This is a genomic window from Dyadobacter sp. CY312 (genome assembly GCF_021390535.1).
In the GTDB taxonomy this organism is placed as follows: Bacteria; Bacteroidota; Bacteroidia; order Cytophagales; family Spirosomataceae; genus Dyadobacter.
In genome coordinates this window covers 156894-182423 of the sequence record NZ_JAJUXG010000019.1, presented here as the reverse complement: position 1 = coordinate 182423, position 25530 = coordinate 156894, and the positions used below count along the sequence as shown (strand labels likewise).

The 25530-nt window shown below is 41.2% G+C and carries 35 protein-coding genes; 6 read left to right on the top strand and 29 right to left on the bottom strand.

Going from position 1 to position 25530, the window contains the following annotated elements; genetic code table 11:
- Position 1: 1 nt before the first annotated feature.
- Together LZG71_RS25150 and LZG71_RS25145 are read right to left on the bottom strand one after the other, a co-directional pair.
- Complete coding sequence (locus tag LZG71_RS25150; protein ID WP_233825145.1) at positions 2–1438, bottom strand: histidine kinase; 1437 nt, start codon at positions 1436–1438, stop codon at positions 2–4.
- Positions 1439–1609: 171 nt separating this feature from the next.
- A complete protein-coding gene (locus LZG71_RS25145; protein WP_409013671.1) occupies positions 1610–2242 on the bottom strand; it encodes a DUF1080 domain-containing protein in 633 nt (210 codons plus the stop codon).
- A gap of 98 nt (positions 2243–2340) precedes the next feature.
- On the opposite strand from LZG71_RS25145, the gene LZG71_RS25140 reads away from it, so the two are divergent.
- A complete protein-coding gene (locus tag LZG71_RS25140) occupies positions 2341–2856 on the top strand; it encodes a fasciclin domain-containing protein (RefSeq protein ID WP_233825142.1) in 516 nt (171 codons plus the stop codon).
- A gap of 68 nt (positions 2857–2924) precedes the next feature.
- Here LZG71_RS25140 and LZG71_RS25135 read toward each other — a convergent pair whose 3' ends face one another.
- Positions 2925–3344, bottom strand: a complete 420-nt coding sequence (locus tag LZG71_RS25135) for a nucleoside-diphosphate kinase (RefSeq protein WP_233825140.1) — start codon at positions 3342–3344, stop codon at positions 2925–2927.
- Between the two features lie 200 nt (positions 3345–3544).
- Here LZG71_RS25135 and LZG71_RS25130 point away from each other — a divergent pair, with 200 nt between their 5' ends.
- The 4 genes from LZG71_RS25130 (at position 3545) to LZG71_RS25115 (ending at position 7113) form a co-directional block, all read left to right on the top strand.
- Entirely contained in the window at positions 3545–4579 is a 1035-nt protein-coding gene (locus tag LZG71_RS25130; protein ID WP_233825138.1) for a bifunctional oligoribonuclease/PAP phosphatase NrnA, read from the top strand.
- A gap of 53 nt (positions 4580–4632) precedes the next feature.
- Positions 4633–5532, top strand: a complete 900-nt coding sequence (locus LZG71_RS25125; protein ID WP_233825136.1) for an FKBP-type peptidyl-prolyl cis-trans isomerase — start codon at positions 4633–4635, stop codon at positions 5530–5532.
- 87 nt (positions 5533–5619) lie between these two features.
- On the top strand, positions 5620–6195 hold the full coding sequence (locus tag LZG71_RS25120) for a non-canonical purine NTP diphosphatase (RefSeq protein WP_233825134.1): 576 nt from the start codon (positions 5620–5622) through the stop codon (positions 6193–6195).
- A gap of 27 nt (positions 6196–6222) precedes the next feature.
- Positions 6223–7113 (top strand): polyphosphate kinase 2 family protein, encoded by an 891-nt coding sequence (locus tag LZG71_RS25115; protein WP_233825132.1) that lies wholly within the window; start codon positions 6223–6225, stop codon positions 7111–7113.
- 59 nt (positions 7114–7172) lie between these two features.
- Here LZG71_RS25115 and LZG71_RS25110 read toward each other — a convergent pair whose 3' ends face one another.
- From LZG71_RS25110 to eno, 6 genes are all read right to left on the bottom strand, one after another.
- Positions 7173–8126: a hypothetical protein gene (locus LZG71_RS25110; RefSeq protein WP_233825130.1), complete on the bottom strand. Its 954-nt coding sequence runs from the start codon at positions 8124–8126 to the stop codon at positions 7173–7175.
- A 318-nt stretch (positions 8127–8444) separates the two neighbouring features.
- Positions 8445–9053 carry a hypothetical protein gene (locus LZG71_RS25105; protein ID WP_233825128.1) on the bottom strand — a complete coding sequence of 203 codons (609 nt, stop codon included), beginning with the start codon at positions 9051–9053 and terminating at the stop codon, positions 8445–8447.
- A 99-nt stretch (positions 9054–9152) separates the two neighbouring features.
- Entirely contained in the window at positions 9153–10685 is a 1533-nt protein-coding gene (gene gpmI, locus LZG71_RS25100) for a 2,3-bisphosphoglycerate-independent phosphoglycerate mutase (RefSeq protein WP_233825126.1), read from the bottom strand.
- A gap of 54 nt (positions 10686–10739) precedes the next feature.
- Positions 10740–11249, bottom strand: a complete 510-nt coding sequence (locus LZG71_RS25095) for a low molecular weight protein-tyrosine-phosphatase (RefSeq protein WP_233825124.1) — start codon at positions 11247–11249, stop codon at positions 10740–10742.
- A 66-nt stretch (positions 11250–11315) separates the two neighbouring features.
- Positions 11316–11648: a septum formation initiator family protein gene (locus tag LZG71_RS25090; protein WP_233825122.1), complete on the bottom strand. Its 333-nt coding sequence runs from the start codon at positions 11646–11648 to the stop codon at positions 11316–11318.
- A 45-nt stretch (positions 11649–11693) separates the two neighbouring features.
- Positions 11694–12965: a phosphopyruvate hydratase gene (gene eno, locus LZG71_RS25085; protein ID WP_233825120.1), complete on the bottom strand. Its 1272-nt coding sequence runs from the start codon at positions 12963–12965 to the stop codon at positions 11694–11696.
- A gap of 128 nt (positions 12966–13093) precedes the next feature.
- On the opposite strand from eno, the gene LZG71_RS25080 reads away from it, so the two are divergent.
- On the top strand, positions 13094–13804 hold the full coding sequence (locus tag LZG71_RS25080; RefSeq protein WP_233825118.1) for a thioredoxin domain-containing protein: 711 nt from the start codon (positions 13094–13096) through the stop codon (positions 13802–13804).
- 62 nt (positions 13805–13866) lie between these two features.
- On the opposite strand, the gene carA is transcribed toward LZG71_RS25080, so the two are convergent.
- From carA to rplN, 20 genes are all read right to left on the bottom strand, one after another.
- Positions 13867–14970, bottom strand: a complete 1104-nt coding sequence (gene carA / locus LZG71_RS25075; protein ID WP_233825116.1) for a glutamine-hydrolyzing carbamoyl-phosphate synthase small subunit — start codon at positions 14968–14970, stop codon at positions 13867–13869.
- Between the two features lie 186 nt (positions 14971–15156).
- Positions 15157–15903: a 50S ribosomal protein L17 gene (gene rplQ / locus LZG71_RS25070; protein WP_233825114.1), complete on the bottom strand. Its 747-nt coding sequence runs from the start codon at positions 15901–15903 to the stop codon at positions 15157–15159.
- Between the two features lie 73 nt (positions 15904–15976).
- Positions 15977–16966, bottom strand: coding sequence for a DNA-directed RNA polymerase subunit alpha (locus LZG71_RS25065; protein ID WP_233825112.1), 990 nt, complete (start codon positions 16964–16966; stop codon positions 15977–15979).
- A gap of 130 nt (positions 16967–17096) precedes the next feature.
- Positions 17097–17702 carry a 30S ribosomal protein S4 gene (gene rpsD / locus LZG71_RS25060; RefSeq protein ID WP_233825110.1) on the bottom strand — a complete coding sequence of 202 codons (606 nt, stop codon included), beginning with the start codon at positions 17700–17702 and terminating at the stop codon, positions 17097–17099.
- An 83-nt stretch (positions 17703–17785) separates the two neighbouring features.
- Positions 17786–18181 (bottom strand): 30S ribosomal protein S11, encoded by a 396-nt coding sequence (rpsK, locus tag LZG71_RS25055; RefSeq protein WP_233825108.1) that lies wholly within the window; start codon positions 18179–18181, stop codon positions 17786–17788.
- Between the two features lie 43 nt (positions 18182–18224).
- A complete protein-coding gene (gene rpsM / locus LZG71_RS25050; protein ID WP_233825107.1) occupies positions 18225–18602 on the bottom strand; it encodes a 30S ribosomal protein S13 in 378 nt (125 codons plus the stop codon).
- Positions 18603–18606: 4 nt separating this feature from the next.
- A complete protein-coding gene (ykgO, locus tag LZG71_RS25045; RefSeq protein ID WP_115830842.1) occupies positions 18607–18723 on the bottom strand; it encodes a type B 50S ribosomal protein L36 in 117 nt (38 codons plus the stop codon).
- Positions 18724–18767: 44 nt separating this feature from the next.
- Positions 18768–18986, bottom strand: coding sequence for a translation initiation factor IF-1 (gene infA, locus LZG71_RS25040; RefSeq protein WP_015813810.1), 219 nt, complete (start codon positions 18984–18986; stop codon positions 18768–18770).
- Positions 18987–19001: 15 nt separating this feature from the next.
- Positions 19002–19796 (bottom strand): type I methionyl aminopeptidase, encoded by a 795-nt coding sequence (gene map, locus LZG71_RS25035; RefSeq protein ID WP_233825105.1) that lies wholly within the window; start codon positions 19794–19796, stop codon positions 19002–19004.
- 9 nt (positions 19797–19805) lie between these two features.
- A complete protein-coding gene (gene secY / locus LZG71_RS25030) occupies positions 19806–21119 on the bottom strand; it encodes a preprotein translocase subunit SecY (protein WP_233825103.1) in 1314 nt (437 codons plus the stop codon).
- A gap of 60 nt (positions 21120–21179) precedes the next feature.
- Positions 21180–21626 carry a 50S ribosomal protein L15 gene (rplO, locus tag LZG71_RS25025; protein WP_233825101.1) on the bottom strand — a complete coding sequence of 149 codons (447 nt, stop codon included), beginning with the start codon at positions 21624–21626 and terminating at the stop codon, positions 21180–21182.
- 13 nt (positions 21627–21639) lie between these two features.
- Complete coding sequence (gene rpmD / locus LZG71_RS25020) at positions 21640–21819, bottom strand: 50S ribosomal protein L30 (RefSeq protein WP_131961029.1); 180 nt, start codon at positions 21817–21819, stop codon at positions 21640–21642.
- 34 nt (positions 21820–21853) lie between these two features.
- Positions 21854–22369: a 30S ribosomal protein S5 gene (gene rpsE / locus LZG71_RS25015; protein ID WP_233825099.1), complete on the bottom strand. Its 516-nt coding sequence runs from the start codon at positions 22367–22369 to the stop codon at positions 21854–21856.
- A 14-nt stretch (positions 22370–22383) separates the two neighbouring features.
- Positions 22384–22737 (bottom strand): 50S ribosomal protein L18, encoded by a 354-nt coding sequence (gene rplR, locus LZG71_RS25010; RefSeq protein WP_233825097.1) that lies wholly within the window; start codon positions 22735–22737, stop codon positions 22384–22386.
- Positions 22738–22783: 46 nt separating this feature from the next.
- Complete coding sequence (gene rplF / locus LZG71_RS25005; RefSeq protein ID WP_233825095.1) at positions 22784–23341, bottom strand: 50S ribosomal protein L6; 558 nt, start codon at positions 23339–23341, stop codon at positions 22784–22786.
- A gap of 21 nt (positions 23342–23362) precedes the next feature.
- Complete coding sequence (gene rpsH, locus LZG71_RS25000; RefSeq protein ID WP_138480894.1) at positions 23363–23761, bottom strand: 30S ribosomal protein S8; 399 nt, start codon at positions 23759–23761, stop codon at positions 23363–23365.
- Between the two features lie 77 nt (positions 23762–23838).
- Positions 23839–24108: a 30S ribosomal protein S14 gene (gene rpsN / locus LZG71_RS24995; protein WP_221390098.1), complete on the bottom strand. Its 270-nt coding sequence runs from the start codon at positions 24106–24108 to the stop codon at positions 23839–23841.
- Between the two features lie 27 nt (positions 24109–24135).
- Positions 24136–24696, bottom strand: a complete 561-nt coding sequence (gene rplE, locus LZG71_RS24990; RefSeq protein ID WP_233825094.1) for a 50S ribosomal protein L5 — start codon at positions 24694–24696, stop codon at positions 24136–24138.
- 75 nt (positions 24697–24771) lie between these two features.
- On the bottom strand, positions 24772–25113 hold the full coding sequence (rplX, locus tag LZG71_RS24985) for a 50S ribosomal protein L24 (RefSeq protein ID WP_233825092.1): 342 nt from the start codon (positions 25111–25113) through the stop codon (positions 24772–24774).
- Between the two features lie 48 nt (positions 25114–25161).
- Positions 25162–25530, bottom strand: a complete 369-nt coding sequence (rplN, locus tag LZG71_RS24980) for a 50S ribosomal protein L14 (protein WP_026631237.1) — start codon at positions 25528–25530, stop codon at positions 25162–25164.

Genomic DNA, 25530 nt, shown 5'->3' with positions numbered 1-25530 from the left:
TTTAATGATGTTGTTTAATTATAGCTGACTTTTTAATAGAAATAGAAACCATTTTTTCCGGTTCATTCAACAGTTCTACTTTGGCGTTTTCACCATAAAGCAATTTAAGTTTTTCCTGAATGCTGCGAATACCGTAGCCCGTTCCCATTTCTTCTGTAAAACGAGGACCGTTGTCGTGTACACACAGGTACAGCCAGCCAGCCCTCTCATAAATTTTCACCACAATTGTACCCGTGTCAGCCAGTTTAGAAACGCCATGTTTGATTGCATTTTCAACAATAGGTTGAAGGATAAATTTGGGGACCTGCAAGTCGCTGAGTTCCGGCTGGTCTACCTTCACTGTAAATTTCAGTCTGTCGCCAAACCGCACTTTTTCTACCTGAAGATATGTCTGAACCATTTCCAGTTCATTCTTTATTGAATCGTAATAATCATCCGTTTTTCGTCCTGTTGTGTATCTGAACAGTTTAGACAACAGCAAAGTCATTTCCTCAGCCTTGTCCGGATTCTCATGAACCAGACTGGCAATACTGTTAAGTGCGTTGTACAAAAAATGAGGATTGATACGTGCCTGGAGAGCGTCAAGTTCGGCTTTGGTTTTGAGTTTTTCCAGATTGAGTAATTGATATTCCTGATCAGAAATTTTTCTGGATATCTGTTTACCCTGTGTGATAAGGAAATAGAACACATTTGCCACGATGATGGGGCCTAGCGCATACCAGTATCCCGGTGCGTTTTTCGCAGCTTCATCAGGGTAGCGTTCTGCGAACCGCATCACAGCCTTTATCCCAAACTGAAAATACACGACCATACTTACCAGGATATTTGCGAAGAACATGATTGCGGAAAGTATCAGATAGCGCAGCGGCACTTTCGAAAAACGATCAAGCCAGCCCGCCAGAAATTTGGAAAGTAGTACGGCAACCACGCCGGCCACCAAATTCTGTAAAACCAAATACTGGTAAAGCCCTTCCCTTACCGGCTCCGAGGTGTGATATATTTCAGATGTAAAATAGGTTATGGCATTGAGTCCATACAGCATAATTGCGCCAAGAATTACTGCAACCACGGTACCCAACCATCCAGGACTCTGAATCAATCCGATCAGACTAAAATCTTTCCAATCGGCAGAGTTATCCCTGGTGGTAAAACTAAAATTGGCCCCTTCAACTTGCGCTTCTTTAAAATCTACATCTGTGAGTGCACTATAACTGAGGTCAGCATTACGTAAGTCTGCATTTTTGAATGTAGTGCGATCCAGTACACAAAACCTCATTTTGGCACCTTTCAGGTTGGCTCCGTCAAAATTGGTTTGCTGCAAGCTCGAAAAACTGAAGTCAACATTTTCCAAATCCATATTACTGAAATCACGGCCATCGAATGATGAGGCAGTCATAGAACCTTTCGATGCTGTAGCCGTTGCGTCCCTGTCCTTCATTTTGTTATGCTAAGTATGTTCGGGCATTAAAAAAAGCTCCATGATCAACAGTATTTGCGATTATCCACACAAACCTATTAAGCATGAAGCTTCTCTGTAAATGATTTCCGACGAAAGTAATCTTTTATCGAATGAACCGGTGTAAATACGGAATGAGTATAAACCCGAATTTTACAGTTCCTCTACCAAAATATCTTTCCAACGGACTTTTATCCCTCCTCCGTCATGAATCTGAAGCGCTAATGAGCCATCAGCAGCACCGATTTTTGCATCAGAAAAATCGACCATCGCATTGCCATTCAGCCACGTTTGCACCTTATCCCCCATCACACGAATACGCAAGGTGTTCCATTCTCCCATTTTCAGAAAACCTTCCTTTTCATCCGGGATTTGTACCAGCCAGCCTCTGCCATAGGATTCATATACACCACCCGTATCATGATTCGGCGGCGCAACCTCTACCTGCCAACCCGCCACTTTGGTCCCGTCCACAGTTGATCGAAAGAATACGCCGCTATTCCCATTGGCATCCTGTTTGAATTTCAGAGACAAATCGAAATTTTTGTAAAATTTATTGGTTGTCAGGTATCCGTACGCCTTATCCGGACCACTTTCGCAGATCAGCTCTCCTTTTTCCACGTACCATTTTTCGGTTCCGTTAATCTTCCAACCAGTCAAATCTTTCCCATTAAATAGTTTAACTGGTTTTGCTTTTTGTACTTTTTGACGTTCGTTCAGCACCAAAAAGGCTGAATTGATAAACAGGACTGCAATACAAACAGCCATCACACGTTTAAGTTTCATCATTGTCATTAAGGGATTAGGATTAAAAAAATATTGGCTTTTCAATTCATAAAACTTCATTTTACATTAGTTTTACGAAAATTAACAATGCGTAAGTTATGAAAGAAACCTATTTCACAGGCCGGTACAAGGCATTTTTATTTGCTCTATTGTTTTCGGGAGCCCTTCTTTCCTGCCAGGAAAATGATAAGGACCTTGTGAAGCCAAAAACGGTTACTGATGTAATATCAGAAAATGAGCAGTTCAGTACGCTAAATGAAATTATTACAGGGATAAAAGGAACTGATGCATTTCGGACTGAAAATTTTACTTTTTTTGCTCCAAATAACACCGCATTCCTACGAGCAGGTCTGTCGTCAACCCAAGTGTTGGGTTGGTCTAAGGATTCGGTCAATTCTTTTCTCAAATATCACACTCTGGCGAAGAGAAAAACAGCTGCTGATCTTAAGGAAGGAAAATACACGATGCTTAATGGACAAGAGTTGACCATTCAGAAAGGACTAGACACTACAACTGTAACAATTAACAACAATGCGGTTATTGTTCAGAAAAATGTAAATACCGACGGAGGTATAATTCAGGTGGTAGATCAGTTACTCATCATAAAGAAATAAGTATTTTATAAAACAAGAATAGCCGTTCGGTCCACCGAACGGCTATTCTTGTTTTATAAGCTCGTATATCAGAATTGCTCTACATTTCCAAAGAAGAAACTGCCTTCAATTTGTGCATTTTCATCGGAATCCGAACCGTGTATTGCATTAGCTTCAATCGATTTTGCAAACAATTTGCGGATTGTACCTTCATCTGCATTGGCAGGGTTGGTAGCGCCTATAAGGGTACGGAAATCTGCAACAGCATTCTCCTTTTCCAAAATAATAGGAATGATAGGTCCCGACGACATGTATTTACATAAATCGTTGTAGAAAGGACGCTCTGCATGTACCGCATAAAACTGTCCTGCACGCTCAGGAGTCAGTTGTGTTTTCTTCAATGCTACGATACGGAAACCTGCTTCCTCGATCATTTTAATTATAGCACCTGAATTCCCGTCTGCAACGGCGTCAGGCTTAATCATTGTGAATGTTTTATTCGTTGACATATGCTCTCTAAATTTTATTTCTCACAAACTTACTATTTTTCAATTATAACCTCGACAATTACTGACTACAACCATGTATGTCAGAAAAAGGCATAAAGAGATTAAGCCTTTAGTAATCAAGATTGAACAAATCCCAACAGTTTTGTTAATTTTGTGCCTTAATCTAACGTCTAAGAAGCCTTCTTCCGAACCAAAGAACTGTGAATCAAACTGTTGAAGAGTTAATTACTTTTTTTTCCACTCCTCAAAATATCGTCATCACGATGCATAGAGATCCTGACGCTGACGCGCTGGGCTCTTCGCTGGGATGGGCGAGCTATTTGATACAAAAAGGTCATGCGGTAACGGTTATCAGCCCTACCGACTATACAGCCAACCTTGCCTGGCTTCCTGGTATTGAGCAGGTTTTAATTTACGAAAGAGCTGGTGATCAGCGAATTTGTAAAACAAAAATTGAAGAGGCTTCCCTCATTTGCTGTCTTGATTTTTCGGTACTATCTCGTCTCAAAGATCTGGGAAAAGTAGTGCAGGATGCCAAGGCAGATAAAATGATGATAGATCACCATCTGGAACCTGAGCATTTTGCAAAGTGGATGATCTGGGATACATATGCTGCCGCTACGGCTCAGCTTGTATATTCCTTAATAAGAGAAATGGAGCCGGGTGCTGCTGTTACAGATGTAATAAACAAATCCATGGCTGAATGTTTGTATGCGGGCATCATGACCGATACCGGATCTTTTCGCCATGCAAATGTGACACCGGAGGTACACCTGGCAGTAGCCGACCTGATGCTAACAGGATTTGACGCAAGCAGGGTGCACAGGCTAATCTACGACAATGCCCCTCTTTCCAGATTACAGTTTTTAGGATACGTACTTTCTCAGAAACTGATTGTAATACCGGAATTTCGTACCGCCTATATGGTGCTTACCGAAGCGGAACTGATCAGGTATAACTCGAGTCCGGGTGAAACTGAAGGCATTGTAAACTATGGCTTACAAGTAGAGAATGTGGTGATGTCGGCACTTTTTATAGAAAGAAAAGGCGAAATAAAGATTTCTTTCCGATCGGTGGGTGGATTTTCTGTGCGTGATCTTGCGAGCAGCCATTTCAGCGGCGGTGGGCACAAGAATGCGTCAGGAGGAAGATCTGAACAGTCTATAAAAGAAACAGTAGATCGATTTTTATCCGTATTGCCATCATACCGGGAAGCACTTTTAAGCGTTGACTAACGATAGAATTTCATAATATTCAACTTTATATTTTTTTAATTTACAATTATCCAATGAATCTTAAAACAATCGGTTATGCGGTAGGCATAACTATTCTCGCAGCCGCTTGCAACCAATACCGTACTCAGGTTACAGAAAATGGCCTGAAATACCAGATCTTCGAACACGACGACAAAGCAAGAAAAGCAAAGCTTGGTGATATCATGACTTTCCATTTTGTATTGAAAAATGGCAGTGATTCAACACTTCGCGATACTTATAAAGAAGGAACCCCACAGAAAATGGTTTTGCAGGCGCCTCAGTATAAAGGAAGTTTTGAAGAGGGCCTTGCTTTACTTGCAACGGGTGACAGTGCTAAAATTACAATCAGCGCCGATACACTTTATGCCAAAATTATGCAGCCAATGCCTCCTATGATCAAAAAAGGATCGGAATTGAGCTTTACTGTTAAGGTTGTCAGCATTCTTACTACTGAGGAATTCCAGAAGGAGCAATCAGAAGCAGGAACCAAGCAAAAAGCAATTGAGGCAAAACTTATTGAGGACTATCTTGTTAAGAATAATCTGAAAGCGAAAGCTGTAAAAACGGCATCTGGCTTGTATTACATTCCTGAAGTTGAAGGAACAGGGCCAAATCCTGCGCCTGGTGACAACATTAAAGCCCACTACACAGGAAAGTTGCTTGATGGAAAAGAATTCGATAGCTCAAAAGGCAAAGAACCTCTTCAATTAACAATTGGTGCAGGCATGGTAATTCCGGGATGGGAAGAAGGACTTACATTGATGAAAAAAGGATCTAAAGGTGTTCTTATTATTCCTTCGGGAATGGCTTACGGGCCCGAAACAAATGGTCCTATCCCTGGAAACTCAGTATTGAAATTTGATATGGAATTGCTGGATGTTGTAAAAGGACAAGCACAGCCTGCTGGTGCAGGTGCTCCTCCAACCAGATAATGGACACAACGATCTGAAATCTAAACGGCTGCTTCGCAAGAGTAGCCGTTTTTTATTAATATGCATCTTTATTAAAATCACAAGGCTATGAAACTTTGCTTTGCTACGAATAATATTCACAAACTTCAGGAAGTTCAAACGATGCTTGGTGACACGTTTTCGCTTGTTACACTTGCCGAAATAGGCTGCACCGATGACATTCCTGAGACAAGAAGTACCATCGCAGAAAACTCTGCTCAGAAAGCTGAGTACATTTGGGAGAAGTACGGTATCAATTGCTTTTCCGACGACACGGGACTGGAAGTGGAATCACTCAATGGGGAGCCGGGCGTGCTCTCTGCCAGATATGCGGGTCCCCAGAGAAACGCAGACGACAACATGGATCTTTTACTCACTAAGCTGGTTACCTCAGATAATCGTAAAGCGAAGTTTAAAACTGTTATTACCCTTGTTCTTGACGGTAACTACAATCAATTTGAAGGAATTGTTGAAGGAGAGATTATTGCCGAAAAAAAAGGAGACCAGGGCTTCGGCTACGATCCAATATTTTTACCCAGTGGGTACGAACGTACGTTTGCCGAAATGACAATGGTTGAGAAAGGCAAACTAAGTCACAGAGCTCGCGCTTTCGAAAAGCTCAACAAATTTTTAAAGGAACTGTAATTCAATTAAACCATCAATTTCCTGTATATGTCCAGTTTCAATTCAGATCAGTATCGCGTTGACGGAACGCAAAAGTTTGATATTACGAAAGCCAAAACGCGCTTGAAGGATATTTACGACAACAAGCAGGAGTACGAATCCATGCTGGCAGAATCTGCACGGGAAATGGATGAATTACAGAGTATGATGTATGCACACAACCGATACGGTCTGCTGGTGATATTCCAAGCCATGGATGCTGCCGGAAAAGATGGCACCATCAAACATGTTCTTTCCGGGGTCAATCCCGTTGGCGTAAAAATTCATTCATTTAAAAGACCGTCAGATACCGAACTGGGTCATGACTTTCTATGGAGAACCAATGCTGTACTCCCACAACGTGGCACAATCACTATATTTAACCGCAGCTACTATGAAGAAGTGTTGGTAGTGAAAGTGGATCCATCCATATTATTGAACTCGCAGCGTCTTCCGCTGGAACTGACTTCTGATTTAGATAAGGTTTTTAAACATCGTTATTCGGACATCAAGAACCTGGAAAAATACCTTCATCGTAATGGTATAAGGGTAGTAAAATTCTTCCTTAATGTATCCAAAGAAGAGCAGGCCGAAAGGCTGATTGAACGGATAGAAGACCCTTCTAAAAACTGGAAATTCGAAGAACAGGATGTCAAAGTGCGGGAGCAGTGGGATGAGTATATGAAAGCCTATGAAGATTGTATCAACGAAACTGCTTCGAAAAAGGCTCCATGGTTTGTTGTACCAGCTGACGATAAGAAGAATCTCAGGTTAACCGTCGGGAAAATTATCGTGGAAGAATTGAAAAAGATGGACATGAGCTACCCCGATTCCAGCCCCGAACGTGCTTCCGAGCTTCATCATTTCATTGATGTGATTAAGGAACAGAATACGAAATAAAAAAGAAAGACGGCCGGAATAATCCGGCCGTCTTATTGTGGTGTATCGTGTGGTATTAGTTATTTGATAGTAAAGTTGGTATTACCAATTTTATATCCTTCCGCGTAAAGTTCCACGTTGTATTTACCAGGACGGAATTGAGATGCATTGTCATAAAGCATTTCAACCTTTTGATTGTTGTTCTGGTAAGCAATTGACTCACGTGATGTGAATTTCGAAGGAGCACCATTGATCTCAAACTCTCCTGAACCTGTTGCATCGTCTGCTACCACAGCTCCCGAAGGATCAAGAACGCGGACATAAATATCTTTTGGCTCTTGAGCTGTCAAAGCATTTTCTGGCAGATTGAAAGTCAATTTTAGTTTATCAACGCGTTTCGCTTTGTACTCTTCTTTGTCTTTTACCTTACCTCTTGAATTAACAGTAAGTACTTTCAGGTTAGCAGCTTTAAGTGCAGCAGCCTGGCTCACTTTTTCTGAAAGTTCCTTATTCGCAGCAGTGAAAGTAACCACGGAGTCAGATAGTTCTGCCTGACGCTGAACAAGTCTTTCTCTTTCACTCGTTAATGAACCTACATGTGTGCTAAGTGAATCGTTAGATGCTACCAGATGTTCGTTTTCTAATCTTAACTGGGCGATTACTTCATCCTTTTCAGTCAGGAACTTCTCGTATTCCTTGATTTTGGCAAGATACTTACCTGTCTCAACTTTTTTGCTTCTGCTGAACGCAAGCTTGTCTTTTTCAAGTTGCTCTTTCACTTTGGTAAGCTCCGAAATGTCTCCTCCCAGTTTCTCTATTTCAGCAATTTTCGCGTCCAAAACTGTTGAGATAGAATCCAACCTTGTTTTTGTAAGTGCCAGTTCTCTGGCCTTTTCTACCACTAAACTTTCCTGTTGTGTCAGTTCACTCTTCTGAGTGGTAAACAGGTAGCCGAACATGGCCGTTGCGAGCCCAAGGACAACTACCATTGCCCAGGCTATGCTTTGCTTGTTTTTCTGTTCTTGTTGCTGCATTGATAAACGATGTTATAGTTTTGATTTAGCTTTAAAATAACCGGCAGCCTCAAACCCGGTGCCGTGTTACATTTTTGGTTACACTTCCCTTACTAAAACACCAATACTATGCCGAACCCGAATAAATTGGTAACTGAAACAGCAGAATAGAAATACAAATAATACTAAAAAAGCCCTTGGCAATATGCCGTGGGCTTTTTTAGTAAAAAAACTTTGAAAGTTAAAGTAAAACCCACTGATACCTTTCCTGACTAAATTCTGGGTAATCTTTACCCAACTTATGGTATAAGCGTACAGCTTTAAATAATGCAAATAATGCTAGTAACTAATTTGAGCTTCGATGAGAAAAGGCTTCTTATCCATCATTACAAGCTTTTGAAATCCTTCTACCCGGTAAGATTTTATCATCAGCATATTTCCGACGTTTGAGCAGCGCATCGAAATGCTTTTTTCAGAAGTATACAATTTGTTGTCTGATTTTATAAATGCCTCAACTACCAAAGGTGCGTTGGTCGAGTCAACAACAATCTGCAACCGTCTTATTGGCAACCGATCTCCTTCCTTCGAAACATACAGAAAGGTTGAAGAGTCTGGTCGACTTACGGAATAACTCTGGCGAAAAGCTGGCTTATTGATGTCTGCCTGTGAAAACAATTCAAGCTCTTTTTGCCAATTGATATCAGAGGTCTCAATTTGATTGCTTTCCACACCCATAATAGTCATTTTTGTAACGGCTGGCTTAAGCTTGTTAAGCTCTGATACCTGTTGATTAACGAAACCCGCAAGATCATAAAATATCTTTTCGTTATTCTGGTCATCTTCAACTTTGGAATCGCAGGAGAGAATTAGGAAAACAGCCAGAAAAAGAAACAATCCGACAATCTTATTTTTAATTATCGGTCTAAATATTTGGGATTTACCAGTCATGATGCAATAAAATGAATCGGCCTTGAAGGCAGCCAACAATAAAAAACAGAGAGCCTTTGAAAGACTCTCTGCAAAATTAACACATTAAATAGTGTCTGCTTATAAAATACTGGTTCCCGTCATTTCTTCCGGCTTAGCAATTCCCATTAATGCAAGAATAGTTGGAGCAATATCAGCCAGTTTCCCGTCGTGGATAGGATTCTGATATGTATTGTCAACCAAAACGCAAGGCACCAGATTCAAAGAATGCGCTGTATTGGGTGACCCATCGTCGTTGGACATGTAGTCGGAATTGCCATGATCCGCAATGATTATAGAAGAATACCCGTGATTCAGACCCGTCGTTACAACCGCTTCCACGCATTGATCCACAGTTTCACATGCCTTCACAGCAGCTTCGAAAACACCTGTGTGACCAACCATATCCGGGTTGGCGAAATTAAGACAAACGAAATCAACCTCACCTTTCACCAATTCAGGAACGATGGCATCGCGAATTCCAAAAGCCGACATTTCTGGCTGCAAATCATAAGTAGCAACTTTTGGAGATGGGCACAACAGACGGTTTTCACCTTCAAATGGTTTTTCACGACCACCGGAGAAGAAAAACGTTACGTGAGGGTATTTCTCTGTTTCTGCAATACGAATCTGCTTTTTACCCGCTGCTTCCAATACCTCACCAAGTGTATTATTCAGGTTATCTTTATCAAAAATGACGTCGACACCTTTATATGTATCGTCATAGTTTGTCATCGTGATGTAACGAAGATTGAGCTTGTGCATGTTTTGCTCATGGAAATCCTGCTGCGTAAGCACTTCGGTAATTTCACGGCCACGATCCGTACGGAAATTAAAGCAAAGCACTACATCTCCATCCTGAATTAACGCCAAAGGCGCTCCATTCTCGTTCACCGCCACTATCGGCAGAATAAACTCATCCGTCACACCTTCTTCGTACGAATCCTCAACTGCCTGCAATACGCCACCAGCTGCAACGTGTTTGCCTTCTCCATGTACCATGGCATCGTAAGCGAGCTTAACACGTTCCCATCTTTTATCACGATCCATTGCATAATAACGCCCGGTAACACTTGCCAGCTTTCCGGTTGTGGATGCCATGGAGGTGGTCAATTCGGTTAGGAACCCAAGACCGCTTTTCGGATCACAATCACGACCATCTGTAAATGCGTGAACATACACATCTTCCAAACCTTTATCTGCCGCTATTTTGCACAGCCCTTTCAGGTGATCGATGTGAGAGTGAACACCTCCATCAGATACCAGACCGATAAAATGCACCTTTTTATTATTGATTTTGGCGTAGTCAAGCGCGTCAATTAAAGCCTTTTCCTTTCCCAGGGTTCCTTCTGTTACCGCAAGATTGATTTTAACAAGATCCTGATAAACAACACGTCCTGCCCCCAGGTTCGTATGCCCAACTTCCGAGTTACCCATTTGTCCATCAGGAAGCCCAACGGCCAATCCACTGGCGGCAAGTTTGCTGTGTGGGTATTTTTGCAAAATACTATCGTAAAACGGTGTATTGGCCGCAACCACAGCTGAACGGTTTTCCTCGCCTATTTTGGCGATTCCCCAACCATCCATGATGATAAGAATTACTTTCTTGCTCAAAATATATAATGTTTAGTATTCAAGTTCTGATTTATTAACAAACAAATCTGCACGTTAGTCTCCGGAAGCGGGGGATAAATTATGCTTCTCAATCAGATAATCCAGAAACTGTTCGCCACTCCTTTCCACAATTTCGTATACATCCACAAAGCCAGAAATTTCTCCATAATAAGGATCAGGAACAATCACTGATTCGCCTCGTAAAGGATCAAACAAACGGTACAGATACAATTGCTGTTCAGGTAAATAAAATCCATTCACTCTGAAACTCTCCTCACGAATGTTAGCAAAATTGGCTTCATCCATTGCCATGATGTAGTCAAAGCGGGTGAAATCTTCATAACAGAGCTGGCGTGCAGAATGTGTCAGGGAAATTCCTCTATCTAGTGCCGTTTTTCTCATACGTTTGTCCGGGAGGCTTCCGGTATGGTAGGCTGCTGTTCCGGCAGAATCGCAAAGAATGATGTCGTCCAGGCCCTTTTTTACCACCAATTCCTTAAAAACTCCTTCTGCGATCGGTGATCGGCATATGTTGCCAAGGCAAACAAAAAGAACCTGAATCAATGTTTAATTTTTTATTTTTAATATCCTCATATCCCATTCCGTCATGTTGCAGGAAATTTATGAAGATTATTCCTTTTTACTTTCTAACAAAGTGTTGTTTTCGTCTACGATGACGTAAACGTCTTCATTAGGTCTCCTCATCAGGTATGTTTCCCGCGCCCATTTTTCAAGCATCTTAGGATTTCCCAATACCTCCTCACGCTCCTTGTTAACAAGCTTAATTTTTTCGTTTAAGATGCTTTTCTCCTTTTCCAGAGCCATCATCTTCATTCTGTTCGAGATAACGATCCTCATATTGTTATTATCAAGACCGATCACCCACACCAGCCATGCGACCAGTGTTGCGGTATAAAAGTTACGGAAAGGTTTTAGTAACCAATGGTTCTTCAGCTCCGACATATAAAAGGAAAAACCGGGGCAAAAGGCCCCGGTTAACATTATTATTTAGAATTTCAATCCTGGGAAGTATGCACTTTCCCCCAATTCTTCTTCAATACGTAGTAACTGATTGTATTTAGCCATACGATCAGAACGGGAAGCCGAACCAGTTTTGATTTGACCGGTGTTCAATGCCACAGCAAGATCCGCAATAGTAGCATCTTCTGTTTCACCTGAACGGTGAGACATGATCGTTTTATAACTGTTTCTCTTAGCAAGATTCACAGTATCGATTGTTTCAGTCAAAGAACCGATTTGGTTTACTTTAACCAAAACAGCGTTCGCAATCTGAGACTCGATACCTTGTTGCAAACGTGTAACATTGGTTACGAACAAGTCATCTCCAACCAACTGGCATTTTTTACCAACCGACTCGGTAAGTGTTTTCCAACCAGCCCAGTCATCTTCGTCCATACCATCTTCAATTGAGATAATAGGATATTTGGCAACCCACTGTGTCCAGTAATCAGCCATTTCATCAGAAGTCAATTTACGTCCGTCTGATTTTTTGAAGTGGTAAAGACCATTTTCGTAGAATTCAGAAACAGCAGCATCCATAGCGATGAAGATATCTTCACCTGGCTTGTATCCTGCTTTTTCGATAGCCTGAATTACTATTTCAATCGCTTCTTCATTTGATTTGATATTCGGAGCAAAACCACCTTCGTCACCAACGTTGGTTGAGTAGCCTTTGCTTTTCAAAACAGTTTTCAAAGTATGGAATACCTCAACACCCATTCTCAATGACTCAGAGAAAGTATCCGCCTTTGCAGGAAGAATCATAAATTCCTGAAAATCGATAGAGTTGTCAGCGTGGCTTCCTCCATTAAGAATGTTCATCATTGGAACAGGAAGTGTATTTGCATTAACACCGCCTATGTAACGATACAAAGGAAGATTCGCTTCCTGAGCAGCAGCTTTTGCAGCAGCAAGAGAAACACCAAGAATAGCGTTTGCTCCCAATTTGCTTTTGTTAGGCGTACCATCCAGTTCCAGCATGATCTTGTCGATCAGATTTTGCTCAAATACTGAACATCCGATCAATTCAGGGAAGATAATGTCATTTACATTTTCAACGGCTTTCAAAACCCCTTTACCAACATAGACACTTTTATCATCATCGCGAAGCTCAACTGCTTCATGTTTTCCTGTGGAAGCTCCTGATGGAACTGCCGCACGACCTAAATAACCATTTTCGGTACGAATATCTACTTCAACTGTTGGGTTTCCTCTTGAATCAAGAATTTGTCTTGCATGTACTGACTGAATCGTACTCATTTGCAGCTTGGGTTTTGATTAGAAATGTATTATGTTAACGATACAAAATAACACAAAAAAATTGTCATCCATAAACGACAATTCATTTTAGCGTAAATTTACAATACTAACAGGTTAATTCACCAATCATGAAAATTAAGTTCTTATTAATACTTGCAATGGTTTGTACTGGTTTGGCTGCTCAGGCCCAAACCAAGTTAAGCCCCGACGAATTTGAAAATAAACTAAATGCTACGAAACAGGGGCAGTTACTGGATGTACGCACTCCGGGCGAATACAAAGACGGGCATTTACAAAACGCAAAAAACATAGACTACAAGAGCCCGGCCTTTAAAGAGCAGATCAGTAAACTCGATAAATCCAAACCTGTGTTCGTGTATTGCCTCGGAGGAGTACGAAGCGCCGCTGCGGCTGATATACTTCACGAAAGCGGCTTTACCGAAATCTATGATATGACAGGAGGATACCTTAAATGGACTTCTGCCGAGAAACCCGTTGACGGAGCATCCGACCTTGCTGCAACCAGTGCAATTAGCATGAATGAATTTAACAAGCTGGTTTCGGAAAACGGTATTGTTCTTGTTGATTTCTATGCCAAATGGTGTGGACCTTGCGTAAAGATGCTTCCCGTCATCCACAAACTTACCGACGAATACAAGGGCAAAGCAAAGATTCAGACGATCAACTATGACGAGAATAAAGCGCTTGCGAAACAAATGGGTATTGACGAAATTCCCGCCTTTCTGTTGTACAAAAATGGGAAGCTGGTAAAAAGAGTATCAGGAGAACTTTCCGAAGCGGAGTTTAGGAAACTTCTTGATGGCAAGTCAGCCAAATAACTTAAACGAAAATACCAGTAAAAGAAAAACCCATCGGCAGCCGATGGGTTTTTCTTTTAACTTCAATTATCGGATAACAATCCCGCAAACTGATCAAATAAATACCGGGAATCGTGAGGTCCAGGCGACGCCTCCGGGTGATACTGTACCGAAAACGCAGGATAATCCTTTCGTCTGATCCCTTCAATTGTTTTATCGTTCAGGTTGATATGCGTCACTTCCACGTCAGGATGTGTTTCAATTTCCTCTTGCTTCACAGCGAAGCCGTGATTTTGAGAAGTCACTTCGCAAAAACCAGAAATCAGGTTCTTAACGGGATGGTTAAGTCCCCTGTGCCCATGGTGCATTTTATAAGTGCTTATTCCACTGGAAAGCGCAAGCAGCTGATGACCGAGGCAAATACCAAACAAAGGTTTTCCGGTGAGCACCATCTGGTTCACATTATCCACTGCATATGTCATAGCAGCAGGATCACCAGGTCCGTTAGAAATAAAGAATCCATCCGGCTGCCACTGCATTACCTCTTCAAACGAAGTCCTTGCAGGAAACACTTTGCAATAACATCCACGGGACGTTAAATTGGTCAAAATACTCTTCTTAATTCCATAGTCCATCACAGCCACTTTCCATTGGCTGGTGGCTTCATCTCCTACAAAATATGCTTCGGGCGTGGTTACCTGGGAGGATAATTCAAGTCCGTCCATAGATGGCACCTTTTTCAACTCGGCCATCAACTCAGCCTCATCCAAAATTTGAGATGAAATAATGGCATTCATTACCCCCTTCTCACGTACATGACGTACAAGGTGGCGCGTATCTACATTACTTACTCCAACTATTTTAGCACGTTCGAAATATTCCTGTAATGAAAAGTCCGCAGTATGGCGCGAGTAAATATTCGAAAAGGTATTACAAACCATTCCTTTAATCTTCACGGATCCCGACTCCTCTTCATCTTCCAACTGTACCCCATAATTTCCGATGTGGGAAGTTGTGTTAACTATTATCTGTCCATAATACGAAGGATCCGTATAAATCTCCTGATACCCCGTCATACCGGTGTTGAAACAAATCTCTCCTCCGGTAGTACCGTCTATCCCCAAAGCCAATCCTCTGTATGCTGTTCCATCTTCCAGCAATAGTAGAGCTTCTTTTTTCTGATTCATATATGGTTAAAATCTTTTTACTGGTATAACGTTCAATTCGCCAATCCGCAATATTTCACTAATGGACAACACTCAATTTTATCGCTTTCACCTAAAGTGGTGCAAAATTAATGAATATTGCTCAAAAAAAGGGGCTAAACGAAAACGTTTAACCCCTTTTAATATTATCAATACATTGTTAACATATTATTCAGCACTTTCGCGTCCGCCTAAAAGGTCGTCCTGTAATGTTTTCAACTCATCCCACTTACCGTCAGCAGCCAATTGAGCTTGTGCTGGCCATGTAGCAGGGCTGTGAATGTTGTACTGAGGTCCTGCTGCTTCAAGAATTTCCTGAATAGCTTCCGGAGTAGAAGCTGCCAATTGAGCGAAAGTAGAAATTCCACCATCAATCAAAAGATCAGCAATTTTAGGTCCAATACCTTCGATCACTTTAAGATCATCTCCTTCTGCAACAACGGCAGTAGTTTCAGCTTTCGCTTTAACCGGTGCTGCGGCATCAGAAGCTCCTTTACCACCACGACGGCTACGACGAGTTTTCGCCGGTTTGTCTGCGTTAGCAAGAAGCAATGCATCATTGAAGTCTACAAGTTCGATAAGTGCTACTTCAGCAGCATCACCAAGTCTTGTTCCTAATTTAATGATACGAGTATATCCACCCGGACGATCTGCGATCTTGTCGGAAACTGCTCCGAAAAGCTCTTTCGTAGATTCTTTGTCATTAAGATAAGAAAAAACGATACGTCTGTTGTGGGTTGAATCATCCTTAGCGCGGGTCAGAAGAGGCTCAACATATTTTCTGAGTTCTTTTGCTTTTGCCAAAGTCGTTTCGATTCTTTTGTGAATAATCAGAGAAGAAGCCATGTTTGACAACATTGCCTTGCGGTGAGATGCTGTTCTTCCTAAGTGATTATCTTTCTTTCCGTGTCTCATTATTGTTTTGTTTAGTTGCTTCGAGCTGCGTCACACGCGCTACAGAATACATACTTATTATGGAATACTTAAATTATTCTTCGTCCAAACGATATTTGGCAACATCCATTCCAAATGTGAGTTGTTTATCAGCTACAAGCTGCTCCAACTCAGTAAGAGACTTTTTACCAAAATTACGGAATTTCATCATATCCGAAATTTCAAGTCTTACCAAATCACCCAACGATTTAACATCCGCTGATTTAAGACAGTTATAAGCACGAACTGAAAGATCAAGTTCAGATAGTGACGTTTTGAGAAGTTTTCTCATACGTAACATTTCCTCATCAACCTGATTGTCTTCTTCCGCTTTCTGCTTCTCAAACGTCATCGTTTGATCAGAGAACAGCATGAAGTGTTGAATCAAAATATTAGCTGCACCTTTCAATGCGTCCTCAGGGTGAATAGACCCGTCAGTTTGAATATCGATCAACAGACGCTCGTAATCCGTACGCTGCTCAACCCTTGTATTTTCAACGCTATATTTAACGTTTTTAATCGGCGTGTAGATTGAATCCACTGCAATGTATCCAAAAGGCAACTCGTTTGCTCTTGGTTCATCAGCAGGAACGTATCCTCTGCCTTTATCCAAAAGAAGTTCCATTTCGAACTCTTTCTGATCGTCAATATGGCAAATTACCTGATCCGGATTTAAAACCTCAAAAGCGCTTGTAAACTTGCCAATGTCTCCGGCTGTAATAACCGATACATTTTTCAGGTTTACAACGATTCTGCTTTCGTTTAAATCCGTAACTTTTTTAAAACGAACCATTTTCAGGTTCAGGATGATTTCTGTAACATCCTCAACGATACCTTCGATAGAAGAAAACTCGTGAAGTACACCTGGTAGCTTCACACTCGTGATGGCGTAACCTTCCAAAGAGGAAAGGAGTATTCTACGTAACGCATTACCAATTGTTACGCCGTACCCTTTCTCTAAAGGCTTAAACTCAAACAACCCGTGGAAGTCGTCTGCTTTTTCCATGACGACCTTATCAGGCATTTGGAAAGCTAATATTGACATAGTCCTTGCTCCTTTTATAGTAGTAAATGATAGTTGATCACGCTACCGTTACCTTTGCGATCGCAAAATGCCGTTTCCGGCTAAAAGCACGCCCGGTAAACCGAGGCGTGCCCATATTAATGAAGTACTGTTATTTAGAATACAATTCAACGATAAGTTGCTCGTTGATGTTTTCAGGAATCGATTCACGGTCTGGGAAAGTGACAAACTTACCTGACAATTGCTGACCATCCCATTCAAGCCAGTTGAATCCTTTGGAGCTGTGACCTGCCAAGCTATCAGTAACAGCCTCAAGAGATTTAGACTTCTCACGAACTGTAACTACCTGACCCGGACGTAGTGAATATGATGGAATGTTTACGATCTCACCGTCAACAAGAATATGTTTGTGAGATACCAACTGACGTGCAGCACGTCTTGTAGGTGCAATTCCTAAACGATAAACGGTGTTGTCCAGACGAGCTTCGCAATATTTAAGAAGGTTCTCTCCGGTAATACCATCTTTAACAGATGCCTTTTCAAACAAGTTACGGAACTGTCTTTCAAGGATACCATAAATAAACTTCACTTTTTGCTTTTCCATCAACTGTAAAGCATATTCCGATTTCTTAGAGCGGCGACCCTTTCCGTGTACTCCCGGAGGGTAATTTTTCTTAGCAAGCGCTTTGCTTGGACCCATGATGGGCTCTCCATAACGTCTTGCAATCTTTGATTTGGGACCTGTGTAACGTGCCATTAAAAACTATTTAATATTCAAAAAATTAGATAAACCATTCTGTAACCCCAGTGTCCAAATTACGAATGGGCATTAAATTAGTACTATACTCTCCGACGCTTTGGAGGGCGACATCCGTTGTGCGGAAGTGGAGTAATATCACGAATCGTTGTTACCTCGATTCCTGCATTTTGGATCGTACGGATAGCAGACTCACGTCCTGAACCCGGTCCTTTCACAAAAACTTCTGCTTTGCGCATTCCTAAGTCAAAGGCTACCTGAGCTGCGCTTTGTGCTGCGGTTTGTGCTGCATACGGAGTGTTTTTCTTAGATCCACGGAAACCCATTTTACCGGCCGATCCCCAAGAAATAACCTGTCCGTTGTTATTTGTTATAGAGATGATGATGTTGTTGAAAGAAGCTTTGATGTGTACCTGACCCACCGCTTCTACAACGACAACTCTCTTTTTAGCTTTATCTTTTCTTTTATTTTGTGCCATTGCTTCTGGAATAAGTTATGGGTATGAACCCATTTCCCATTAATTATTTAGTAGCCTTTTTCTTGTTCGCGATAGTTTTGCGTTTACCCTTACGAGTACGAGAGTTATTCTTCGTTCTTTGTCCACGCAATGGCAATCCTTTACGATGACGAAGACCACGATAACAAGCAATGTCCATAAGGCGTTTGATGCTCAATTGAACTTCTGACTTTAATGCGCCTTCTACTTTATATTCTCCTGCGATAACCGCACGAACTGCACCAGACTCTTCATCGTTCCAATCGATCACCTTTTTATTGATGTCAACTCCTGCTTTGCTCAGAATTTTTTTCGCTGAACTGCGTCCAATTCCGAAGATGTAAGTTAGTGAAATTTCGCCTCTTTTACGGTCGGGAATATCAACTCCTGAAATACGTGCCATATGATTAACCTTGTCTTTGTTTATACCGTGGGTTCTTCTTGTTAATTACGTAGATCTTCCCCTTCCGGCGTATAACCTTGCAGTCTTCACTGCGTTTCTTTACTGATGCTTTGACTTTCATCTCGAATGTTACTTATTTGTTAATATTTAGGTGGTCTTCTCCTACTATTTGTACCGGTAAGTAATTCTTGCCTTTGATAAGTCGTAAGGAGACATTTCCAACTTAACACGGTCACCCGGTAATATTTTAATATAGTGCATTCTCATCTTCCCAGAAATGTGGGCAATCACTTCGTGTTTGTTTTCTAAAACCACACGAAACATTGCGTTAGAGAGTGCCTCTAAAATTACTCCGTCTTGTTCGATTGATGCTTGTTTTGCCATTCTTAGCGTTTATTACTATGCTTCAACCATTAAGCTGGTATTAGCCGTCACTTTTTCTATATAATCGAACGTTGTCAAAATTTCAGCTTTTCCTTTTCTTACCACAACAGTGTGTTCAAAATGCGCTGAATATTTCCGATCACTCGTGCGGATGGTCCAGCCATCACGTTCCTGCATCACCGATTTGGTTCCTAAATTAATCATGGGTTCAATGGCAATTACCATGCCCTCTTTCAATCTTATCCCCTTTCCTCGCTTACCATAGTTAGGTACTTCCGGCCCTTCGTGTAAATCTCTTCCCACCCCATGACCAACAAGTTCTCTCACAACAGTATATCCTCTCTCCTCTACATAATTCTGAACTGCAAAGCTTAAATCTCCCATTCTTTGCCCGTCAAATGCTTGCTCTATTCCTTTATAAAGCGATCTTTTCGTAGCTGTAAGAAGATCCATCACTTCTTTTGACACTTCTCCTATTGGATAGGTATAAGCACTATCACTATGAAATCCGTTTAGCTTAACGCCGCAATCGATTGATACGATATCTCCGTCTTTTAAAATGTAATTGCTTGGAAAACCGTGTACAACTACTTCATTAACAGAGATACAAAGTGAAGCAGGAAAGTTATTAAAACCTTTGAAAGAAGGTATTCCTCCATTGTCTCTGATATACTGCTCTGCAATTGTATCCAGCTTTTTTGTTGCAACACCCGGTTTCACCCATTGAGCTACTTCGGCATGCGCTTTTCCCAAAACCTGGGCACTTACTTTTATGAGGTTAATTTCCTCTTCGGTCTTCAGATAAATCATTCCTAATTATCAGATAGCAACGCTTTCTGTTCTACCTTTTACACGTCCTGACTTCATTAAACCTTCGTATCTTCTCATCAACAGATAACTTTCAACCTGCTGCAATGTATCCAAAACAACTCCTACCATAATAAGCAACGACGTACCACCAAAGAAGTGAGCAAAGTCGGTTGATATACCCAAAAGGCTGGCAAAGGCTGGCAAAATAGCTACTAGAGCAAGCATTAATGATCCCGGGAATGTAATGCGGTCCAAAATAGAACTGATATACTCCGAAGTCTGCTGACCTGGCTTAACACCAGGTATAAAACCACCGCCTCTTTTCATATCATCAGCTATTTGCTGTGGGTTCACAGAAATTGCTGTGTAGAAGAAAGTGAAAACAATGATAAGGAATGCAAACAACAGGTTATACTGCCATGTTGTGTAGTTAGCAAAAATGGTAGCTACATCACTGGCGAAGTCACTTTTCTCTGCAAAGTAAGATGCCCCTAAGGAAGGAATAAACATTAAAGCCTGAGCAAAAATGATTGGCATTACACCAGCAGCATTAAGTTTCAATGGCAGATATTGACGCTGTCCACCCATAACCCGGTTCCCTACAACCTGCTTGGCATACTGAATAGGTATTCTCCTAACAGCCTGCGTAAGCATTACGGCACCCATGATTACAAAGTATAGCGCAACTACTTCAAGTACAAACAACAAAATCGAACCACTTCCTCTGGATACGAATTCTTTGTAAATAGCTCCTGGAAAACGAGAAACAATCCCGATCATGATCAGCATTGATATACCATTTCCAATACCCTTATCAGTAATACGTTCACCCAACCACATACAGAACATCGTTCCGGCAGTAAGGACAAACACTGAAGATATAGAGAACATCGCACGAGGAACTAATAAAGCTTCATCTGGTACAGTAGTATTCAAATAAGCCGTTCCTTGAACAAGGGTAACTATGATGGTAAGAACTCTTGTAATCTGATTTAATTTCTTACGTCCAGATTCACCTTCCTTCTGCATCTTCTGAAAGTATGGCAGCGCCATTGTCAAAAGCTGAATCGCAATCGATGCAGAAATGTAGGGCATGATCCCTAATGCAAAAATGGAGGCTTTACTAAAAGCTCCACCTAAAAATGTATCCAACAAACCTAAAAGGCCTTGTGTGGATACATTCATTTGATCAGGCTCAACACCTGGCAAAGCTACATAAGACCCTAAACGGAATATTGTTATAAACAAAAGAGTGTTGAGAATACGTGTTCTCAACTCCTCTATTGAAAATATATGCTTTATCGTCTCAAAAAATCGTTTCATGTTATGGGCTTACAATAGCTATCCGATAATAAACGTTGATGCTTAACCGAACAACAAAAGTTATAACTTAACTGCTTTTCCTCCCGCCTTTTCGATCGACTCAATAGCCGAAGAAGAGAACCCATGAGCTTGAACTTCAACCGCAGACGAAATAGCTCCACGATTAAGAATTTTAACAAGATCTTTTTTAGCGCAAAGCCCATTTTCACGAATCAATTCCAATGTAATAACAGATGCATTGGTTTTTTCCGCTAAAGCCTGAATAGCATCCAGGTTTAGAGCCTTGTACTCAATCCGGTTAATGTTGTTAAACCCGAACTTAGGTAAACGTCTTTGAAGTGGCATCTGGCCCCCTTCAAAACCAGCCTTACGGCTATATCCTGAACGGGATTGAGCACCTTTATGTCCACGTGCAGAAGTTCCTCCTTTACCGGATCCCTGACCACGTCCAACTCGCTTTCCAACTTTAACGGAGCCAGCAGCCGGTTTTAATGAACTAAGATTCATACTATCGTATATATTAAATTTCTTCAACTTTAACCAAATGGCTCACTTTGCGGATCATTCCTGCAATAGCTTCGCTGTTTTCCTTTTCAACCGTTCTGTTCAGTTTACCAAGACCTAACGCTTTTATCGTCAGCTTCTGCTTCTCCGGACGGTCGATTGTACTTTTAACTTGTGTAATACGTACTTTTGACATGATTACTATCAGATAGAGGATGCTCCCGAAAGGATTATCCGTTAAAAACTTTATCCAGTTTAACACCACGCTGGAACGCAACCTGATGCGGAGCTCTCATCTTTAAAAGCGCATCAATAGTAGCCTTAATTACGTTGTGTGGGTTCGACGATCCTTTTGACTTAGCCAAAACGTCTTTGATACCCGCACTTTCTAGCACAGCACGCATAGGTCCGCCAGCAAGAACACCTGTACCAGGAGCAGCTGGTTTGATCAATACGAAACCACCGCTGAATTTACCTTCCATTTCGTGAGGAACAGTATGTTTCAGCATTGGAATTTGAATAAGATTCTTTTTCGCATCATCAATTCCTTTTGCAATAGCGTCAGTAACCTCATTGGCTTTACCAAGTCCGTGACCAACAGTTCCGTTTCCGTCACCTACTACAACAATGGCTGAAAAGCTGAAACGGCGACCGCCTTTTACTACTTTTGCTACCCGATTAATCGCTACTACGCGTTCTTTCAGATCCGATTCGTTAACCTTTGAAGGTCTTGTATTTGTAGACATAGTCTTTGTTATTCTTAGAATTTCAGGCCACCCTCACGAGCTCCTTCGGCCAATGCTTTAACTTTACCGTGGTACAAATACCCGTTACGGTCAAATACAACCGCCTGAATACCTGCTTCCTGTGCCTTTTCAGCTATTTTCTTACCAACTTGAGTAGCAACTTCGATATTTGAATTCTCTTTTCTGCCTCCCAAGTCTACGGAAGATGCACTCACAAGAGTAACACCTTTTATATCATCAATAATCTGAGCGTAAATGCTGGTGTTCGAACGAAAAACCGACAATCTCGGACGTTCTGCACTTCCAGCCACTTTCTTGCGAATGTGGTATTTAAGTCGTTGTCTTCTATCTACTTTTGACGTAGCCATTTTTAATCTTATCTAACAGTTTATAACATTATTCTGTGGCTACGCACTACTTCTTAGAAGCAGACTTACCAGCTTTACGACGAACGATCTCGCCAACAAAGCGGATACCTTTTCCTTTGTAAGGCTCTACTTTACGTAATGACTTAATCTTAGCAGCAACAGAACCGATCAATTCTTTATCAATTCCTTCCAAAATAACTTTTGGATTCTGACCTTTCTCAGAAGTCGTTGTTAATTTAATCTCCTCAGGGATCGCCATGAAAATATTGTGAGAGTAACCCAACTGCAGTTCCAACACATTGTTAGCAGCAGTGGCTTTATAACCTACCCCAATAATTTCCAATTCCTTTTTATATCCGGCATCAACACCAATGATCATGTTATTGATCAATGAACGATACAAACCATGTAATGCTTTGTGACGCTTTTGCTCTGTTGGACGCTTTACTTTCAATTCATTTCCCTCCACCTCAACGATGATATCGCTATCAACAGCCTGAGTAAGTGTTCCTTTCGGGCCTTTTACCGATACTACATTGTCTGCTGCTACTGAAACAGAGACACTAGCTGGTAAAACAATTATTTTATTTCCTATACGTGACATTTCCTGAATAACTTTAAAATATTAATACACGAAACATAACACTTCTCCACCTACATTCAGCGTCTTAGCTTCTTTATCCGTCATTACTCCTTTAGAAGTAGAGATAATTACAGTACCTAATCCACCCAATACACGCGGAAGCGTTGATGAACCTGAATATTTACGTAGTCCAGGCTTACTTACTCTCTCCAATTTCACAATTGCAGATTGTTTTGTCACAGGATTGTATTTCAAGGCTATCTTGATTGTTCCCTGAGGCCCGATTTCGTCGAATTTATAACTCTGAATGTACCCTTTATCGAAAAGTACTTTGGTTATTTCTTTTTTTATGTTGGACGCAGGTATCTCTACGACTCTGTGCTTCGCTTTAATGGCGTTTCTGAGTCTGGTTAGATAATCTGCTATTGGATCCGTTAACATCTTTATGCCTGGTTTTGTACACCCCTTTCAAACGGGAGTGCAAAGTTAAGTAATTGAAATCAGAATTGAAAGTATTCTTACCAACTTGATTTAGTAACACCCGGAATTTTACCATCTGAGGCCATATCCCGGAATAATACTCTTGAAATTCCGAATTTCCGCATATATCCACGTGGTCTTCCTGTGATTTTGCAACGATTGTGCAGACGTACAGGTGAAGAGTTACGTGGTAATTTATCTAGACCAACCCAATCCTCAGCAGCTTTTAATGTTTTACGCTTTTCAGCGTAACGAGCTACCAGTGCTTGTCTTTTTCTTTCCCGTGCTTTTACTGATTCTTTTGCCATTGTCGGTAAATATCTTACTCTTAAGAATTATCCTTGTTTGTTCGCGTTAGTGAAAGGCATTCCGAGTGCTTTCAACAATTCGTAACTTTCTTCGTCCGAATTGCTTGAAGTAACAAACGTAATATCCATACCTGTAATCTTGCTTACCTTTTCGATACTGATTTCAGGGAAGATGATCTGCTCCTTAACACCCATTGTGTAGTTACCACGTCCATCAAAACCTTTATCACTGATACCTTTGAAATCACGAACACGTGGCATCGCAATAGCAGTAAGACGGTCTAAGAACTCATACATGCGATCTCCGCGAAGGGTTACCTTTGCTCCAATCGGCATGTTTTCGCGTAATTTAAAGTTAGAAACCGCTTTCTTAGAAATGGTAGCTACCGCTTTCTGTCCAGTGATCAAACCCAACTCTTCAACACCTACGTCAACAAGTTTCTTGTCAGCAACAGCTGCACCAATCCCCTTGTTGAGTACAATTTTAGTCAAACGCGGAACTTGCATGATTGACTTATACTGAAATTTCTCTCTCAGTTGCGAAACGATTTCGCTCGCGTATTTTTCTTTTAATCTAGGCTGTGCCATTTTCTAAAATAGTTACTGTGGATTGCCGACCCACCTGCTTATTTATAACAACTCAACTGTTACAAAACTGAAACCTTATAAAAGGTTTCCAGTCTTTTTGCTGTAACGTTGCAATTTTCCTTTGTCATCTGCTTTGCGACCGGTACGGGTTGGCTCCCCGCTTTTAGGATCTACAACCATCAGATTACTGATGTGTATAGTACCTTCCAGTTTCTCAATGCTTCCTTGCGGATTTTGTGCGTTAGGTTTCACATGTTTTGTAATCATGTTAACACCTTCCACAGTAGCTCTTGATTTCTCAACAAGCACTTTTTTAATCACTCCTGTTTCACCTTTTGCGTTACCAGAGATCACCTTTACAGTGTCTCCTTTACGTATGTGTAATTTTGCAGGTGCTTTTTTATTTTTACTTTCCATTTGAGGTATTCTCTTAACGGTTCAAAGAAATACTATAATTCTGATTTCTTACAACACTTCAGGTGCCAGTGATACGATCTTCATAAATTGCTTTTCGCGCAATTCCCGTGCAACCGGGCCGAAGATACGTGTTCCGCGTGGTTCATCATTGTTGTTCAATAAAACCGCAGCGTTATCTTCAAAACGAATGTATGTACCATCCTTGCGTCGTACTTCCTTTTTAGTCCGTACTACAACGGCTTTTGATACCGTTCCCTTTTTCATATTGCTCGAAGAAAGAGCAGATTTTACTGTTACGACGATCTTATCGCCTACTGAAGCATAGCGTTTGCCAGTTCCGCCAAGTACTCGGATAACGAGTACTTCCTTCGCTCCACTGTTGTCTGCTACCGACAGTCTTGATTCTTGCTGTACCAT

What these genes read in the sequence shown, in the direction of transcription:
- LZG71_RS25125 (WP_233825136.1), top strand. Translation starts at nt 4,633, where the DNA reads ATGAATCTTAAAACAATCGGTTATGCGGTAGGCATAACTATTCTCGCA.
- LZG71_RS25120 (WP_233825134.1), top strand. Translation starts at nt 5,620, where the DNA reads ATGAAACTTTGCTTTGCTACGAATAATATTCACAAACTTCAGGAAGTT.
- infA (WP_015813810.1), bottom strand. Translation starts at nt 18,986, where the DNA reads ATGGCAAAACAAGCATCAATCGAACAAGACGGAGTAATTTTAGAGGCA.
- LZG71_RS25145 (WP_409013671.1), bottom strand. Translation starts at nt 2,242, where the DNA reads ATGAAACTTAAACGTGTGATGGCTGTTTGTATTGCAGTCCTGTTTATC.
- rpsN (WP_221390098.1), bottom strand. Translation starts at nt 24,108, where the DNA reads ATGGCAAAAGAATCAGTAAAAGCACGGGAAAGAAAAAGACAAGCACTG.
- LZG71_RS25140 (WP_233825142.1), top strand. Translation starts at nt 2,341, where the DNA reads ATGAAAGAAACCTATTTCACAGGCCGGTACAAGGCATTTTTATTTGCT.
- rpsK (WP_233825108.1), bottom strand. Translation starts at nt 18,181, where the DNA reads ATGGCACAAAATAAAAGAAAAGATAAAGCTAAAAAGAGAGTTGTCGTT.
- rpsM (WP_233825107.1), bottom strand. Translation starts at nt 18,602, where the DNA reads ATGGCACGTATTTCAGGAGTTGATATTCCCGACCGTAAAAGAGGCGAA.
- rplE (WP_233825094.1), bottom strand. Translation starts at nt 24,696, where the DNA reads ATGGCACAGCCTAGATTAAAAGAAAAATACGCGAGCGAAATCGTTTCG.
- rplR (WP_233825097.1), bottom strand. Translation starts at nt 22,737, where the DNA reads ATGGCTACGTCAAAAGTAGATAGAAGACAACGACTTAAATACCACATT.
- rpmD (WP_131961029.1), bottom strand. Translation starts at nt 21,819, where the DNA reads ATGTCAAAAGTACGTATTACACAAGTTAAAAGTACAATCGACCGTCCG.
- LZG71_RS25090 (WP_233825122.1), bottom strand. Translation starts at nt 11,648, where the DNA reads ATGTCGGAGCTGAAGAACCATTGGTTACTAAAACCTTTCCGTAACTTT.
- LZG71_RS25080 (WP_233825118.1), top strand. Translation starts at nt 13,094, where the DNA reads ATGAAAATTAAGTTCTTATTAATACTTGCAATGGTTTGTACTGGTTTG.
- LZG71_RS25115 (WP_233825132.1), top strand. Translation starts at nt 6,223, where the DNA reads ATGTCCAGTTTCAATTCAGATCAGTATCGCGTTGACGGAACGCAAAAG.
- rplX (WP_233825092.1), bottom strand. Translation starts at nt 25,113, where the DNA reads ATGGAAAGTAAAAATAAAAAAGCACCTGCAAAATTACACATACGTAAA.
- rpsE (WP_233825099.1), bottom strand. Translation starts at nt 22,369, where the DNA reads ATGTCTACAAATACAAGACCTTCAAAGGTTAACGAATCGGATCTGAAA.
- LZG71_RS25110 (WP_233825130.1), bottom strand. Translation starts at nt 8,126, where the DNA reads ATGCAGCAACAAGAACAGAAAAACAAGCAAAGCATAGCCTGGGCAATG.
- rpsD (WP_233825110.1), bottom strand. Translation starts at nt 17,702, where the DNA reads ATGGCACGTTACACAGGTCCCAAATCAAAGATTGCAAGACGTTATGGA.
- LZG71_RS25065 (WP_233825112.1), bottom strand. Translation starts at nt 16,966, where the DNA reads ATGTCAATATTAGCTTTCCAAATGCCTGATAAGGTCGTCATGGAAAAA.
- eno (WP_233825120.1), bottom strand. Translation starts at nt 12,965, where the DNA reads ATGAGTACGATTCAGTCAGTACATGCAAGACAAATTCTTGATTCAAGA.
- rpsH (WP_138480894.1), bottom strand. Translation starts at nt 23,761, where the DNA reads ATGTTAACGGATCCAATAGCAGATTATCTAACCAGACTCAGAAACGCC.
- rplO (WP_233825101.1), bottom strand. Translation starts at nt 21,626, where the DNA reads ATGAATCTTAGTTCATTAAAACCGGCTGCTGGCTCCGTTAAAGTTGGA.
- ykgO (WP_115830842.1), bottom strand. Translation starts at nt 18,723, where the DNA reads ATGAAAGTCAAAGCATCAGTAAAGAAACGCAGTGAAGACTGCAAGGTT.
- LZG71_RS25135 (WP_233825140.1), bottom strand. Translation starts at nt 3,344, where the DNA reads ATGTCAACGAATAAAACATTCACAATGATTAAGCCTGACGCCGTTGCA.
- map (WP_233825105.1), bottom strand. Translation starts at nt 19,796, where the DNA reads ATGATTTATCTGAAGACCGAAGAGGAAATTAACCTCATAAAAGTAAGT.
- rplN (WP_026631237.1), bottom strand. Translation starts at nt 25,530, where the DNA reads ATGGTACAGCAAGAATCAAGACTGTCGGTAGCAGACAACAGTGGAGCG.
- rplQ (WP_233825114.1), bottom strand. Translation starts at nt 15,903, where the DNA reads ATGAGACACGGAAAGAAAGATAATCACTTAGGAAGAACAGCATCTCAC.
- rplF (WP_233825095.1), bottom strand. Translation starts at nt 23,341, where the DNA reads ATGTCACGTATAGGAAATAAAATAATTGTTTTACCAGCTAGTGTCTCT.
- LZG71_RS25105 (WP_233825128.1), bottom strand. Translation starts at nt 9,053, where the DNA reads ATGACTGGTAAATCCCAAATATTTAGACCGATAATTAAAAATAAGATT.
- carA (WP_233825116.1), bottom strand. Translation starts at nt 14,970, where the DNA reads ATGAATCAGAAAAAAGAAGCTCTACTATTGCTGGAAGATGGAACAGCA.
- secY (WP_233825103.1), bottom strand. Translation starts at nt 21,119, where the DNA reads ATGAAACGATTTTTTGAGACGATAAAGCATATATTTTCAATAGAGGAG.
- LZG71_RS25150 (WP_233825145.1), bottom strand. Translation starts at nt 1,438, where the DNA reads ATGAAGGACAGGGACGCAACGGCTACAGCATCGAAAGGTTCTATGACT.